Below are 15,138 nucleotides of genomic sequence, written 5' to 3' on the forward strand. Positions count from 1 at the left end.
CGGCCGGACCCACCTCCGAGCCCATCGGGCGCGCACTCGGCGGCCGGGCCAGGGGAACTCCAAGTGGCGGTGGCGCGCTCAGCGCGAGCGTCCACGAGACCGCGGTCGCGCGGGCACTCCACCCGAGCGGGCCTTGACCTTGCGCGCGGGAGGCTTCGCGCCCTCCGGCCCGCCGCCCAGGCTGGCGAGCACGATGCGGCGCAACAGCGCGAAGGCGGGCCCCGGGTCGAACCGCGAATCCAACTGGTGGTGCAGCGAGAGCCCGTCGAAGCACGCGCGCACGATGGCCGCGTACTGAACATCCACCGCGTCCGGAGTCGAGCCCGCGCCGTGGCGCACGTGGGCCACCGTCTGCGCGATGGCCGCGTCGCTCTCATCCAGCAGCTGGGCCACCGCGAGCTTCAGCTCGGGGTTGCGCAGACCCAGCGCGTACAGCTCGTGGCGCAGGCGCACCTGCTCCGGCCGCTCCGCCATCAACCGCTCGCCCCACGAGAAGCTCGCCGTCGCGAGCCGCTCCATGGGCATCTCCTCGCGCAGCCGCTTCAGCTCCACTTCGTACTGCCGCCGCGCCTCCGCGGTGACCGCGAGCAGCAGCCCATCCTTGCTGCCGAAGTAGTAGTGCACCAGCCCCTGGTTCACGCCCGCCTCGCGCGCCACCTCCTTCACCGTCGTGGCGTCGTAGCCCCGCTCGGAGAGGACGCGATAGCCCGCGGCGATGAGGCGCTCGCGCGCGTCGGGTTCCGGAGGCGTTGGGGGCTCGGGCGTGCCGCGGGGTCGGGCCATTCAACCCACATAGGGCACCGCATTCCCACCCGCAAGCCACGGCCCGCGTGCCCGGTCGGTTGGCTTGACATGCGCCCGCCCGGACCTTAGTTAGTCGTGTAACTAATTTAGTCGAACGACTAAAAAGGGAGAACGTCGATGCGAACCGATTCCGTGAAGCGCGCGCAGTGGGCGAAGTGGGTGTGGGTGGCGGCGTCGTTGGCGGCGGTCCCCGCGTGGGCGGATGACGCCGGAATGGGGATGGAGCGCCCGCTACCGGGCGCGCTGCTGGTGGAGGTGCAACCGCCGGCGCTGGATGACTCGCTCGTGGGCATCCGCTTGGAGTTGGCGCCGTCGCGGGAGGCGCCGTGGGCGTTCGGGTTGGTGGCGCGCACGGGCGGATGGAGCCAGTTCGGAGCGAAGGCCCGGTTCATCGGGACGAACTCGGGCGACGTGAAGCTCAACTACGCGCTGGGCGCGGAGGGCCGCTACACGCTGGCGTCGTTCGCGGACGGCGCGCTCCAGCCCTTCGTCGGGCTGACGCTGGGCGCGGAGGAGTTCCACGCGCGAGCCAACGCGAACGATCTGGGCAGCTACACCACGGCGTTGTTCGCGGAGCCGGCGGTGGGTGCGATGTGGCGGCCTGGCGCGGGGCGACTCGGCCTGTCCGCGCGCGTGGGCCCTGGCTTCGCCACGACGGACGTGCGGGAGCTGGAAGTGGGCAACGGCAGCGGCACGCTGAAGCTGCGCTCCGTCTATCCCAGCGCGTCGCTGAGCCTGCTCGTTGTCCTGTGAACGAATGGCCGCGCCCGGGGGAAGGCAGATAGTCACCACCTGAGTCAGGGCCGGGTGGATTTCCCCGGGGACTGCCACCACGCTCGGCCGCCGTCTGTCGTCGACCATGCGCCATGCAGGAGTTGGCACCATGTGGATGCAGCGCGGAGCCCTCGCCCTGGGGGTGATGTCCCTCTCATTGTTCGCGTGCGGCGGGCACGCGCCCCCACCCCAACCTCCCACGGCCGTGAAGGTGGCGACCGTGGAGCGAGCCGGCACGGGCGCGCAGGCGCGCTACTCGGCGGAGATCCAACCCGCCACCCGCGTGGACCTGGCGTTCAAGGTCGGCGGTTACGTGGAGTCCATCGCCAAGGTGCGCGACGTGGAGGGCAAGCCTCGGCTCGTGCAGGCGGGAGACCCCGTGCGCGCGGGCATGGAGCTGGCCACGCTGCGCAAGACGGACTACTCGCAGCGGCTCGCCGAGGCCCAGGCCGCGCTGGCCCAAGCACGCGCCGCCGCGGAGCAAGCCGAGCTGAACTTCGCGCGGACCTCCAAGCTCGTCGAGGGACAGGTGGCCACGCCCGCGCAGCTCGACACCGCGCGCACGCAGCGAGACAGCGCGGCCGGAGCGGTGGCCGCCGCGCGAGCCCGAGTGGAGGAGGCCCGCACGTCGCTGGCGGACACCGCGCTGCGCTCGCCGCTGGAGGGCGTGGTGCTCCAGCGAAACATCGAGGTCGGCGCGCTGGCCGCGCCCGGCACGGTGGCCTTCTCCGTCGCGGAGACGCAGAGCGTGCGCGTCATCTTCGGCGTGCCCGACACCGTGCTGCCCCGCGTGCGGCTGGGCGCGACGCAGACGGTGACGACGCAGGCGTTCCCCGGTGAACAGTTCGAGGGGCGCATCTCGCGCATCGCGCCGTCCGCGGACCCCAAGAGCCGCGTGTTCGAGGTGGAGATCTCCATCGCCAACGCGGACCAGCGGCTGAAGCCCGGCATGGTGGCCGCGCTGTCGCTGGGCGCGGGCGCACCCATTCCGGAGGAACTGCTCATCCCCCTGGCGGCCATCGTGCGCGCGCCCGGTCATCCGCAGTCCTTCGCCGTGTTCGTGCTCGATGAGTCCGGAGGAAAACCGGTGGCCCGCGCGCGCGAGGTCGAGCTGGGCGAGTACCTGGGGCGCGTCATCCCCGTGAAGAAGGGGCTGAAGGCAGGCGAGCGCATCGTCGTCACGGGCGCCAGTCTCTTGTCCGATGGCGAGGCGGTGGAGGTGATTCCTTGAGCGCGCCCGGCCCACAGGGCGGTGAGGCGACGCCGTCCTACGAAGAGAGGGAGCGCGCGAGAGACCAGGCGCGGGTGGACCACCAGCACAACACCGCCCGCTACTTCACGGAGAAGCGGCATGTGGCGTGGGTGTTCCTCGCCTTCACGCTGCTGTGGGGCGTCTTTGGCTACTTCCGCATGCCCAAGGCGAAGGACCCCGTCATCGCGGTGCGCGTGGCGGTGGCCACCTGCCTGTGGCCCGGCGCGGAGGCGGAGAAGATCGAACAGTTGGTCACCCGGCGCATCGAACAGAAGATCTCCGAGAACGCCACCGTCGAGAAGATCGAGTCCATCAGCCGCACGAGCATCTCCGTCGTCTACGTCACGCTGAAAGACGACGTGAACGACCGCGCCAAGGAGTTCGACGACATCCAGGGTCGGTTGAGCACGCTGCGCGACCTGCCCGCGGGCACAGGCCCGGTGAACTTCCTCAAGGACTTTGGAGACACCGCCACCCTCATGCTCACGGTGGCCAGCCCCAAGGCGGATGACATCGAGCTGGAGCTGCGCTCACGCGCCGTGGCACGCGCCATCGAAGCGGTGCGCGCGGGGATTCCCCCCGGTCCGCCCCACGCGACGCTGGTGGTGAGCTTCCCGCCCTCCATCAACGCCGCGTCCATGCAGCGCATGGGCGACCGAGCGCGCCGCTTCTTCGACACCCTCCCCAACACCCGCAACGCGCGCTTCCTCCAGAGCCCCGGCTTCATCGGGGTCGACATGGAGACCCTGCTGCCGGACGAGGTCCTGCTCGCGCAGCTCAGGACGTTCGCCCAGGACCACCTGAGCCTCTCCGAGTTGCACCCGGACGTCTGGCCCGCCATCGTGGTGCGCGACCCCGCCGACACCCGGACCCGCCTCCAGGAGAGCGCCGGCGATCGGTACAGCTACAGACAGCTCGACGACTTCACGGACACCATCCAGCGCTACCTGCAACGGCTGCCCATCGTCTCCAAGGTGACTCGCACGGGCGTGCTCCCCGAGAAGATCTTCCTGGAGTACTCGCAGGAGCGGCTGGCCTCCTATGGCCTTCAGCAGTCGGGACTCACCAACCTGCTGTCGACGCGCAACATCACCACGCCGGGCGGCATCATCGAGGTGGGCGAAAAGGGAGTGACCATCGACCCGTCGGGTGAGTTCACCAGCGAGACGCAGGTGGGCGACGTCGTCGTCACCACCAGCGCCCACGGCGCGCCGGTGTACCTGCGCGACCTGGTGGACGTGCGGCGCGACTACCAGAGCCCCGCGCGCTTCCTCAACTTCCTCGTCGCCCGCGACGCGCAAGGACGCTTCCTGCGCTCACGCGCCATCACCCTGGCCATCAACATGCGGCCGGGCGCGCAGATTGGTGAGTTCGGCCGCGACGTCAGCGCGGAGCTCGCCAATGTGCAGCGGCTGTTGCCCGAGGACCTCATCATCCGCCGCACGTCGGACCAGCCGCTTCAGGTGAAGGAGAACGTCAGCCTGTTCATGACGTCGCTCTACGAGGCCATCATCCTGGTGGTGCTCGTCGCGCTGGTGGGTTTCTGGGAGTGGCGGACCGCGCTCCTGCTCGCCCTGTCCATCCCCATCACGCTCGCGATGACGTTCGGGCTGATGGACGTGGTGGGCGTGGACATCCAGCAGATCTCCATCGCGTCGCTCATCATCGCGCTGGGGTTGCTGGTGGACGACCCCGTGGTGGCCAGCGACGCCATCAAGCACTCGCTGGCGCTGGGCTGGAAGCCGCGCATCGCCGCGTGGCTGGGGCCCACCAAGCTGGCCACGGCCATCCTGTTCGCCACGCTCACCAACATCGCCGCCTATCTGCCGTTCCTCACGTTGCCGGGAGACACGGGGAAGTTCATCCACACGCTGCCCATCGTGCTCACGCTGTCGCTCGTCTCCTCGCGCATCGTGTCCATGACGTTCATCCCCCTGCTCGCCTCCACCATCCTGCGCGCGCCGGACAAGCCCGAGCCCACTCCAGAGGAGCGGCGCTCACGAGGCTTCGCGCGGCGCTATCACCAGGTGGTGGGCTGGGCCATCGACCACCGCCTGCTCGTCTGTGGTCTGGCGCTCGTCATCCTGGTGCTCGCCGCGCTCGTGGGCTCGCGCGTGCGCTCGGCGTTCTTCCCCAAGGACCTGTCGTATCTGTCCTATGTGGATGTCTGGCTGCCCGAGGACGCCACGCTGGCTGCCACCCGGGAAATCTCTCGACAGGCAGAGGTCGTCATCCAAGAGGTCGCCGCCGAGTACGGCAAGGCCCACCCTGGCTCCGACGGAAAGCCGCGCACCATCCTGGAGTCCGTCACCGAGTTCGTGGGCGGAGGAGGCCCGCGGTTCTGGTTCTCGGTGGCACCCGAGCAACAACAGCTCAACTACGCGCAGCTCGTCATCCAAGTGCGCGACAAGGGGGACACGCGCTCGCTCGTCCCGATCTTCCAGGAGCGCCTGTCGCGCAGGATCGCGGGCGCCCGCCTGGACGTGCGGGAGTTGGAGACGGGAAAGCCCGTGGGCATCCCGGTGTCCATCCGGCTGTCCGGTGAAGACATTCCCGAGCTTCGCCGGCTGGCGGACGAAGCCAAGAGCATCTTCCGCGAGGCACCGGGAGGCGCGCGCACGCGCGATGACTGGGGCAGCGACACCTTCTCCGTGAAGCTGGAGGTGGATCCAGACCGCGCCAACCTCGCGGGCGTCACCAACCTGGACGTGGCCACCTCGTCGGCCATCGCCATGAACGGCGTCACGGTGGGCCAGCTCAACGAGGGCAACCATCAAATTGACATCGTCGCGCGCCTGCGCGGCGAGGAGCGCGCCCAGCTCAGTGACATCGAGAACCTCTACGTCAGCGCGCGCAACGGGCCGCAGAAGGTGCCGCTCCAGCAAGTGTCACGCATCGCGTACTCACTCCAGACGGAGAAGATTCGCCGGCGGGATCAATTCCGCACCATCACCGTGGCCACGTTCCCTCAGTCAGGCGTGTTGCCTTCCGAGGTGATGAACGCGGCGAAGCCCCGGCTGGATGCGCTCGGTGGAGCGCTGCCCCTGGGCTACACGCTCGAGGTGGGCGGCGAGGCGGAGGAGCAGGTGAAGAGCTTCTCCAGCATGCGGCTGGTGCTCATCATGCTGCTGGTGTCCATCTACCTGGCGCTGGTCGTCCAGTTCAAGAGCGCGGTCAAGCCGCTCATCGTCTTCGCCGCCCTGCCCTTTGGCGCGGCGGCGGCGTTGGTGTCGCTGGTCGTGATGGGCGCGCCCTTCAGCTTCATGGCCTTCCTCGGGGTCATCAGCCTGATGGGCGTCATCGTCAGTCACATCATCGTCCTCTTCGATTACATCGAGGAGATGCACGAGCGCGGAGAGCCCTTGCGCGAAGCCCTGCTGGACGCCGGCATGATGCGCCTGCGCCCCGTGTTGGTGACGGTGGGCGCGACGGTGCTCGGCCTGTTCCCGCTCGCGCTGCATGGGGGCCCGCTGTGGCAGCCGCTCTGCTATGCGCAGATAGGCGGCCTGACAGTGGCGACCGTGTTGACGCTGCTGCTGGTGCCCGTCCTGTATACGATGGTCGTTCGCGACCTGAAGTGGATCCGCTGGGACGTCGCTCCCTCCCACGCAACCGACTCGGCGGGGCCCCCGCCCCCGCCGCCGCACCCGCCCTCGTAGCCCCAGGAAGCCATCATGTCCGACACCTCGCAGCCTCTCGAACTTCCTCTCCTGCCCTCGCTCGGCGCGCAGCTTCTGCGCGCGGCCGTGGCCCGCAAGCCCTCGCGCGCGGCGGAGTTCCCTCGCCTGGGCATGCGCGTGGCCCGAGTCGTCCCGGACGCCGCGCAGCTCGCGCGCTACCGGGAGGTGTGCGGCTTCGAGGCGGACGGCCTCCTGCCCGTCACGTTCCCGCAGGTGCTCGCCACGCCGCTGCACATCGCGCTGCTCAACCGGCCCGAGTTCCCCTACCGCCTGCTCGGGATGATCCACGTGCGCAACGTCATCCGGCAGCATCAACGGCTGGCGGACACCGCGCCGCTGTCCATCACGTGCACGCTGGGCGAGCAGCGCGAGGCGCGCCACGGGCGAGAGATTGACCTGCACACGCGCGTGGAGACCGAAGGCGTCCTGGCGTGGGAGGCCGTCACGACCATGCTGCGCAAGCTCCCCGGGACGGAGTCCGCCGCACGCCAGGAGCGCGGTCCGCAGACCGAGGACGTGGACCCCTTCGAGCAGAGCCGTCCCGCCGCGTGGCAGGTGGCGCTCGATACGGGTTGGCGCTACGCGAGGACGTCCGGGGACTACAACCCCATCCACCTGCACGCGATGTCTGCGCGCCTGTTCGGCTTCCCGCGAGCGATTGCGCACGGAATGTGGACCCTGGCGCGCTGCGTGGCGGAGATGGGTGAAGCCGCCGAATCCCCTGTGCTCACGCTCACCTGCGAGTTCCGTCGACCGTTGTTCCTGGGCTCCAACGTGCGCTTCCAGACCACGCGAGCCGGAGGCGCCGTGGCCTTCCGGGTCTCGGCGGAGGACGGCACGCCGCACCTCCAAGGCGACCTGAAGCCGACGGACGCGGAGCCCACCGTCCCGAACTGAGGCAGGACCGCGGAGCCCCCAGCCCACGGTGACTGTCACCCCAGAGAGAAGGAGACAGGAACCGTGGGCGGAGGAAATCGCTCACGAAGCTGCGCGCCCGCCGATCTCCGGAAACCGCTCGTAGGTCCGCTTGAGCACTTCGAGATGGGCGGGGTTGTCGTAATCGAGTGGCGAATCCGTGAGCTTCACAACCCAGCCACCCGACGGGGTGCCGCGTGCCCGAGTGAGCAACTCGGAGTCGCGAGTTGGATCCGGGAACCCGATGGCCTTCGCGCCAGCCGCCGACCAATAGTTCATCCACCCGAGGAAGTAGGGAGCCTCTGGCCTGGAGCTCTTCTCGGGAAGGTTGATCATCGGAAGGCCACGAGGCGTTCGCTCCGGTCCATGCGGCGAGCGCCGAAACTGGCGCGCGACTTCTGAGCCGTAGCCATACGGTGACACGTGGCCCCAGAACGCACGCGCCCCCTCCGCCACCCCCTCAAGCAGCGCCGCAGCGGCCACGAGCGAGGGCTCATCCATGGGCAGGTCTGCATGAATTTCCGTTTGAGACTGACCGCCTGGGCTGAGCAACCCAGAGCGCACTCGCCCGCTCACCATCACGGGGGAACGCGCATCCCCGTTGCACACAATCGGGAAGCCCCCTGCCTCGGTCTTCTCCACCAACCACACGTCACGATGCGGCAGTGCCACGGGATGCCCACCTTCGGCAAGCCTCCACGCCAAGCTCAGACCCGGCAGCGCCTGTTCCATGCCATGAACGATGGAGAGCGTCCGACCCTCATTCTCCGCGAGCGCAGGTGCATAGACGATGAGCGTGAGGGTCCTGCGGCGATTCATCGCATGCACCCCGTGATGACGACTTCGAGCGAGGGATCTTCGTTCTCCAGCGCCATCTTGTGGACCGCGGTGCTCACTCCCACAACGAAGCCATAGCCACAGGCGGCTGCGGCTCGACGCTCTTTCCCTATCTGGATCACTTCTTTCTCAATCTCCTGCCTCTGGATGAATGCATTGTACGTGTCGAATCGGTCGGTCTTGACCTCCCACAGCACGCGCGCACCCACTTGTAGAGCATCGAAGCGCACACCGGCCACAAGCACATCCATACCGGGGTAACGGTTCGGAGGAAACGAGTCGGCGCACGCGTTGTGAATCGCGTCTCCGCCCGCGTGAGGTACTGGGACAGGCTCACAGCTCGCGGGGCGCGTCCGGGCCCTGGCGCCAGGGGGCATCGGGGGCAGCCAGTCCTGCCCCGCGGGCTCCGGCTCTGGATGCGGCTCCCGCTTCGTTACGGCCTCTCGGGGTGCCCCCTTCGCTCCCCTGCCCGCGACGGCCTCCTCGTGGAAGGGGTGGCGGAGTTCATACGCATCCAGCGCTTCTTTGATCGCGACCGCCACCACCACCACGCCCAGCACGATGACCGCCCCCAGGACAATCTCGGGAGCCGCCAGCACGCAGACTCCAAGTCCCACGGCGGCGGCGTCCGCGGAAGCGACCGTGCATCGACCCGAGGTGTCGTGGAATTCGACCCGGTCGTGGTCCAACGCGAAGTAGCACCGCTCCACGAGCACGGACCAGGACTGAGAGGCTTCACCAACGACGCAGCGCCCTCCGTCAGTCCACGGCAACTTCGCCGCACGTTGGAGGTTGGCCACGCGCTGGCTTCGCGCTCCGCGCACACTGGGCGGCGGCGTCGACGTCGCGCACGCCGAAACGAGAATCAGAACCGCGAGACAGGCTCGGGAGCGCATCGCGGCATCATTCCCAATCGCCGCGCGGCTTCCATCCCCGTTCGCCGTCTTTTCCCCAGCGGCCCCAAGACGAGAGCCGCTGGGTCAGAAATTTCCTCGTCCGGACCTCAGCTTCGCGAGAAGCCCCGCTTCGCCAGCTCGATGCGGGCGATGACGCCCTTGTGCACTTCGTCCGGGCCGTCCGCGAGGCGCAGGCTGCGTGCCTGGGCGAAGAAGTTCGCGAGCGGCGTGTCGCGCGACACCCCCGCCCCACCATGCAGCTGGATGGCGTCATCCACCACGCGCTGGAGAACGTTGGGTGCCACGACCTTGATGGCGGAGATCTCCGTCATCGCCGCCAGCGCGCCCACCGCGTCGATCTTCCACGCGGCATACAGCGTCAGCAGTCGCGCTTGATCGATGGCGATGCGAGCGTCCGCCACGCGCTCCCGGTTCCCACCCAGGTTGAGCAGCGGCTTGCCGAACGCCGTGCGCGACATGCCTCGGTCGATCATCAACTCCAGCGCCCGCTCCGCCGCGCCAATGCAGCGCATGCAGTGATGGATGCGGCCCGGCCCCAGTCGCCCCTGTGCAATCTCGAAGCCCTTGCCGGGCCCCGCGATGATGGCGTCACGCGGCACCCGCACGTCGCGGAAGTGGACCTCTCCGTGGCCATGGGGCGCGTCGAGGTCGCCGTAGACCGGGAGCATCCGCTGGATGCTCACTCCCGGCGCGTCCAGCGGCACCAACACCATGGAGTGCTGATGGTGACGGTCCGCGGATGCGTCTGGCGTGCGAGCCATGAAGATGGCCACCTTCGCCCGAGGGTCCCCCAAACCCGAGGTCCACCACTTCTTGCCATTGAGGACCACCTCGTCGCCCTCCACGACGGCCGTGGCCTGCATGTTCGTGGCGTCCGAGGAGGCCACGTCCGGCTCGGTCATGCAGAACACCGAGCGAATCTCCCCGGCGAGCAGCGGGGCGAGCCACTGGCGCTGCTGCGCCTCGGAGCCATAGCGCCAGAGGACCTCCATGTTACCGCTGTCCGGCGCGTTGCAGTTGAAGACCTCGGGGGCCATCAGGCTGCGCCCCATCTCCTCCGCGAGCGGCGCGTACTCCAGCGTGCTCAGGCCCGCGCCCAGCTTGGGGTCGGGGAGGAAGAGGTTCCACAGTCCCTCGGACCGCGCCCGCGCCTTCAGCGCCTCCATCCGCGCGGGGACCTTCCACTGACGCCAGTCCGTGCCTGCGCTGCTCGCATGCACCTCGGCCCAGTACTCGGACTCCACCGGCTCGATGTGCTCGCGCATGAAGCGCCGCACCCGCTCCAGGTAGTCCTTGGCCTTGTCGCTCGGTTCGAAGTGCATCGGGGCGCTCCCGCTTGGAGGAAGGCGACCATCCTCGGGTCGTCACCATTGATGAATCCAGTGAATGTTGGTCATCTGTACACATGAAGGACGTTCAAGGGACGCCGAGGCTCGGTCAGCTCGACCTCAACCTCTTCCGCGTCTTCGATGTCGTCCTGCGCGAGGGCAACCTCACGCGGGCCGCCGAAGTCCTCTTCCTCAGTCAGTCCGCCGTGAGCCACGCGCTGGCTCGCTTGCGCGAGCAACTGGGCGCGCCTCTATTCGTGCGCGAGGGCCGAGGACTGACCCCCACCCCGCTCGCCGAGCGCGTAGCCCCTGAGATTCGCGAGGCGCTCACCCTCTTCCAGCAGGCGGTGCACCGCACCCGTCACTTCGACCCCGCGCGCGACGCCGTCCACGTCACGCTCGCCATGAACGATGAGCTGGAGCCCGCGCTCCTCCCGCCGCTGCTCGAACGACTCAGCCAGAGTGCGCCGCTCGCGCGCGTCACCAGCGTGCGGCTGGAGCGGGGCAAATTGGAACGCGACCTCGCCTCGGGACGGCTGGACCTGGCCATCGACGTGGCGCAGGCGACGAGCCCGCATCTGCGCCACGCCGTGCTCCTGAAAGACAGCTTCTGCGTGGTGAGCGCGCGCCGCCGCAGCGTGGACGTGAAGCGCTACCTCGCCGCGCGCCACGTCACCGTCTCATCTCGGCGCACGGGGCTGGCCATCGAGGACCTCGTGCTGGGCCGGCTGGGCTATCAGCGAGACCTCGCCGTGCGCTGCCAGCACTACGAGGCCGCGTGTCGCATCGTCGCGGGCTCGGACCTGCTGCTGACGATGCCTCGGCATCGCGCGAAGACCATCAACGCCCCGCTCGGCAATCACCTGCTGCCCATGCCCGTGGCCCTGCCTCCCGTCGAGTTCCACCTCTACTGGCACCGACAGGTGGACAGTGAGCCCCTGAACCAATGGCTGCGCTCGGAGCTGCTGGCGCTGGAGGCCCTCCGACCGAGGGAGCGAACCCGGTAGGGCCGGCTTCATGTTTCTTCACGCGCCATACAAGCGCGCGCAATGGCCCTCCCGCACATTGGGCACCGTCGGAGTCGTGACGTGCCCGCGGGCCAGGTGCCCCATTTCCACGAGAGAGACCATGATCAAGCGAATCGCCCTTGCCACCACCGCCGTCGCCGCCTTCGTGATGCTCACCGGCTTCGCCCTGCGCGGAGGCCACCCGGGCTGGGGCCGCGACCCCGAGCGCATGCGGCAGATGGTGACCTGGCGCCTCAATGACAAGTTGGACGACCTGAGTGCCACCCCCGCCCAGCGCCAGTCCATCAGCGCCGTCAAGGACCGCGTCTTCGACGAGGGCAAGCAGCTCATGGAGGACCAGCGCGCGGTCCGCGACGAGGTGGTCGCCCAGCTCGAGTCGGACACCCCCGACGCGCAGAAGCTCCACGCGCTGGTGGACGCGCGCATCGACGCGATGCGTGCCTTCGCGCACCGCGTGACGGATGCGGCGCTGGAGGTGCACCGCACCCTGACGCCCGCGCAGCGGCAGGAGCTGGCATCCGAGTACCGCGAGCACACCGGCCAGAAGTGAATGACAGCCAACACCCCCCTGCGCCTTCCGCCTCCGTGACGCACTCAACGGGCGGCGAGAAGGGCAGGTGGGCACCGTGGAGGGCCACACCTATCGTTTTCGTGTGGACTACACCGACTATGCCCGGCGCATCCGCTCCTTCGCTTCCCTGGCCGACGTCTCCGAGTATGGCCAGGTCCTCGAAGGAGGTCGCGAGTACCCACTCTTCCGGCTCATTGTCCCGGGCAAACGCTGGCTGGTGCTCACTTCGGGCTTCCACGGTGAAGAGCCCGCGGGCCCGCTGACGCTGGCTGAGCACCTGCCCGAGGTCATCGCTTACGCGAAGGCGCGCGGCGTGGGCCTGCGCATCTACCCCTGCATCAACCCCTCCGGCTTCGAGGACGGCACGCGCTACAACCGCAGCGACGAGAAGCCCAACAATGACTTCCTGCGCTACGAGGTCGCCCCCGGCGAGTGGCGCGGCGAGCTGAACGGAGACCCGCCCTTCCTGCGGTGGGCGCTCTACGACGGAGGGCCCAAGGAGACGCGCGCGGTGCGGACGGACCTCGCGCGCTTCGCTCCACCGGACGCCGCGCTGGACATCCATCAGGACAACTACCTGCCGGGTCCCGCGACGTATGCCTATACCTTCGGAGACAAGGCGGCGTACCGCCCCTTGGTCGCGGCCTGCGCGGCCCGCGTGGCGGTGCTGCGACAGCGCAAGGTGGACGAGAACAACGTCACCGACGCGGACGGGCTCATCGAGTTCCACGATGGCAGCGTGACGGATTGGTACATGCGTCTAGGTGTGCCGTGGGCGGCGACGCTGGAGACCACCACGGTGACGCCTCTGGCGACGTGCCACGCGGTGAATCTCATCTGGATTCGCGGCTTCGTCGACCTGGCCGCGGGCGTGAGGCCCGGAGAGCCACCGTGATACGGATGCCGGCCTGGATGCGAGTCCGGCAACTCACCTGCGCTGCAAAGCCATCCAGAGCGATTCCCAGCTCGTCGCGTATCGCAACCCCCGGCCGCCAAGAGACACGGCCGCGATGCTGGCCCTGCGCGAGGCGCTGGAGCAGACTGGAAGGCGCTCCTGGGACCGGGCGAGCGTGACGCGGCCTCCACCGGGCCACGTGCGCGCGATGGAGGCAATCGAACGCCGCTGGCCCATTCACGCGCCTGGAAGCACGGTGCTGCCGCGCTGAAGGCCGCGCTCACGCGAACACGGGCCACGGCTTGCTGCGCAGACCGGCCGCCCAGTTGTTGTGGCGACCGTCCCAGTACCCGATGGTGAGCTGCCCCACGTCCACCTCGTCGATGCAGTTGATGTTGACGGAGACGAACGCACCGCCGAGTTCCTCGACGTAGCCCGCGCCGAAGCACTGGACGCCGCAGTGCTTGCAGAAGGAGCGGCTGTTCAGGCTGCCCTCCTTGCGGAACTCGCCCAGGTGCTCGGCGCCCGCGACCAGCCGGAATGCATCCGGCTTCAGCCCCACGGACGTCACGCCGAACTTCGTGCAGTAGGTGCAGTTGCACTGGCTCGCGCCACGGCTCAGGTCCATCCGCGCCTCGAACCGCACCGCGCCACAGAGGCAGGTCCCCGTGTAGGTCTTCTCGTTGCTCGTCGCCTTCGAATCGGTCTGGCTCATGGTGTGTCTCCGGTGTGCGGTGTGTGCGCTGCGATGGGAAGGTTCTATCTTCGCCAGATGACAGCCTTTTGTCAGGTTTCTTCCAGGTGACCTCCAGTCCCGCGCGTCCTCCGGTGCCGCGCACGAAAAGTCGCTAATTCTGGGATGCGGGCGGAGGCCCGCCCTCCTCTACGTGGAAGGCCCTCCCCCCTCAGGTTCCGCCCATGCCGCCCGATTCCGTTCCCCGCGCCGAGTCACCTCGGGCAGACCGTCCCGTCCGACGCACGGCATGGCGCGTGGTGGCGTTGGGCGCGGCGCTCCTCGTGGCAGGTGTGGGCTGGTGGACCTGGCGAGCCCCCTCCGTGGCTTCTGAGCAGCACACGACGGGATCCAGTCCCGCGGTGATTGCACAATCTGGCGAGACGCATCACAGCGCGGCGCAGGCCAACACGCTCGCGGAGGGCGAGGCCACCGCCGCGCCACGCCGGTTCGATGCGCCGCCATGTTGGCAGGACCTGGAGCGCTTCAACGCAGAGGTGACGCTCGGCACGTTCCGGGAGTGGGCCGCGCCATTGCTCGGCTCGGGTGATGCGCTGGTGCGCGAGTACCTCCAGGCGCGGCTCGCGGAGCTGATTGGCCGAGATGCGGCGAAAGCAGGCGAGGTGCTCGACTGGGCGCGCGAGGCGCCCGCCGACGAGTTGGAGGTGCTGCTGTCCGGACTCAAGGACAGCGAGGCGGTCCACCTGCCACAGGTCGCCGCGCGCCTCACGGCCATGAGCCTGGATGCGAGCCTCGATGCCGAGCGGCGCACGGGGCTGCTGCTCGCCCTGGAGACGCAGCGCCACTTCGAGCCCGCGGTGCTCACGCGACTGACCGCGTTCGCCAAGGACCCCAGCTCGGGCGAGGCGGGCTGGGTGGCCACGCGCACGCTGGGCAAGGTGATGGCCGAGGACGCGCGCCGCACGGGAGAAGTGCGGCCGTATCTCGACAGCCTGCTCACCGTGAGCGCCGAGTCCCCCGACGAGCAGATCCGCTACCTCGCGCTGACGATGCCTCTGCACGCGGACCCCGTGCTCGACGCGAAGAGCACCGAGCGCTACGCGCACATCCTCACCTCGGAGGGCAGCGAAGACGGGCGGCAAGCGGCGGCGCACGACCTCTCACTGGCCGAGGACAAGGCCCACGTGCTGGAGCTCTACGCGAAGGCATTCCCAGCGGAGCAGAACGTCTGCGTGCGCTGGGCGCTCTTCCGCTTCGCCGCGCGCGCCGCGGGCCGCGAGGCCCTGCCCGTCATGGCCACCATGGCGCTCGTCGATCCGCGCTTCCAACCGACGTACCAGGACTTCGAGCGCATCTACGCCAGCGGCGTCGTCGACTTCGAGCGCGTGTGGTTGAGCCTCTCCACGCAAGACCCCTTCGGCTGCCTCCACCACGACGAGTGAG

Annotated in this window: 13 protein-coding genes; 8 read left to right on the forward strand and 5 right to left on the reverse strand. The window is 68.9% G+C overall.

Features of this window, described 5'->3' with window-relative positions; translation table 11 throughout:
* Positions 1–78: 78 nt before the first annotated feature.
* Positions 79–783, reverse strand: a complete 705-nt coding sequence (locus tag KRR26_RS10550) for a TetR/AcrR family transcriptional regulator (RefSeq protein WP_120202889.1) — start codon at positions 781–783, stop codon at positions 79–81.
* 138 nt (positions 784–921) lie between these two features.
* On the opposite strand from KRR26_RS10550, the gene KRR26_RS10555 reads away from it, so the two are divergent.
* The 4 genes from KRR26_RS10555 to KRR26_RS10570 all read left to right on the forward strand — a co-directional run bounded on the left by KRR26_RS10555 (position 922) and on the right by KRR26_RS10570 (position 7,407).
* On the forward strand, positions 922–1,557 hold the full coding sequence (locus KRR26_RS10555) for a hypothetical protein (RefSeq protein ID WP_120202891.1): 636 nt from the start codon (positions 922–924) through the stop codon (positions 1,555–1,557).
* Positions 1,558–1,687: 130 nt separating this feature from the next.
* Positions 1,688–2,809 (forward strand): efflux RND transporter periplasmic adaptor subunit, encoded by a 1,122-nt coding sequence (locus KRR26_RS10560; RefSeq protein WP_217079747.1) that lies wholly within the window; start codon positions 1,688–1,690, stop codon positions 2,807–2,809.
* Positions 2,806–6,489 carry an efflux RND transporter permease subunit gene (locus KRR26_RS10565; protein WP_217079748.1) on the forward strand — a complete coding sequence of 1,228 codons (3,684 nt, stop codon included), beginning with the start codon at positions 2,806–2,808 and terminating at the stop codon, positions 6,487–6,489. Before KRR26_RS10560 ends, KRR26_RS10565 begins: the two co-directional genes overlap by 4 nt.
* A 15-nt stretch (positions 6,490–6,504) precedes the next feature.
* On the forward strand, positions 6,505–7,407 hold the full coding sequence (locus KRR26_RS10570; protein WP_217079749.1) for a MaoC family dehydratase: 903 nt from the start codon (positions 6,505–6,507) through the stop codon (positions 7,405–7,407).
* A gap of 81 nt (positions 7,408–7,488) precedes the next feature.
* Here KRR26_RS10570 and KRR26_RS10575 read toward each other — a convergent pair whose 3' ends face one another.
* The 3 genes from KRR26_RS10575 to KRR26_RS10585 form a co-directional block, all read right to left on the reverse strand.
* Complete coding sequence (locus KRR26_RS10575) at positions 7,489–8,244, reverse strand: DUF5953 family protein (RefSeq protein WP_120202900.1); 756 nt, start codon at positions 8,242–8,244, stop codon at positions 7,489–7,491.
* Positions 8,241–9,158, reverse strand: coding sequence for a DUF6310 domain-containing protein (locus KRR26_RS10580; RefSeq protein ID WP_217079750.1), 918 nt, complete (start codon positions 9,156–9,158; stop codon positions 8,241–8,243). The genes KRR26_RS10575 and KRR26_RS10580 overlap by 4 nt, the downstream gene beginning before the upstream one ends.
* Before the next feature lie 107 nt (positions 9,159–9,265).
* On the reverse strand, positions 9,266–10,501 hold the full coding sequence (locus tag KRR26_RS10585) for an acyl-CoA dehydrogenase family protein (protein ID WP_120202905.1): 1,236 nt from the start codon (positions 10,499–10,501) through the stop codon (positions 9,266–9,268).
* 83 nt (positions 10,502–10,584) lie between these two features.
* Here KRR26_RS10585 and KRR26_RS10590 point away from each other — a divergent pair, with 83 nt between their 5' ends.
* The 3 genes from KRR26_RS10590 (at position 10,585) to KRR26_RS10600 (ending at position 13,001) form a co-directional block, all read left to right on the forward strand.
* On the forward strand, positions 10,585–11,514 hold the full coding sequence (locus tag KRR26_RS10590) for a LysR family transcriptional regulator (RefSeq protein WP_217079751.1): 930 nt from the start codon (positions 10,585–10,587) through the stop codon (positions 11,512–11,514).
* 121 nt (positions 11,515–11,635) lie between these two features.
* Positions 11,636–12,085: a Spy/CpxP family protein refolding chaperone gene (locus tag KRR26_RS10595; protein ID WP_120202909.1), complete on the forward strand. Its 450-nt coding sequence runs from the start codon at positions 11,636–11,638 to the stop codon at positions 12,083–12,085.
* Positions 12,086–12,188: 103 nt separating this feature from the next.
* The gene (locus KRR26_RS10600) at positions 12,189–13,001 is read left to right on the forward strand and encodes a M14 family metallopeptidase (protein WP_120203334.1); all 813 of its coding nucleotides are present in this window, start codon (positions 12,189–12,191) and stop codon (positions 12,999–13,001) included.
* A gap of 280 nt (positions 13,002–13,281) precedes the next feature.
* Here KRR26_RS10600 and KRR26_RS10605 read toward each other — a convergent pair whose 3' ends face one another.
* A complete protein-coding gene (locus tag KRR26_RS10605) occupies positions 13,282–13,716 on the reverse strand; it encodes a GFA family protein (protein ID WP_120202911.1) in 435 nt (144 codons plus the stop codon).
* A 380-nt stretch (positions 13,717–14,096) separates the two neighbouring features.
* On the opposite strand from KRR26_RS10605, the gene KRR26_RS10610 reads away from it, so the two are divergent.
* Positions 14,097–15,137 carry a hypothetical protein gene (locus tag KRR26_RS10610; protein WP_328707108.1) on the forward strand — a complete coding sequence of 347 codons (1,041 nt, stop codon included), beginning with the start codon at positions 14,097–14,099 and terminating at the stop codon, positions 15,135–15,137.
* The last annotated feature ends 1 nt before the right edge of the window (position 15,138 follow it).

Origin of the sequence: Citreicoccus inhibens (assembly GCF_019039035.1) — a bacterium.
In the GTDB taxonomy this organism is placed as follows: domain Bacteria; phylum Myxococcota; class Myxococcia; order Myxococcales; family Myxococcaceae; genus Citreicoccus; species Citreicoccus inhibens.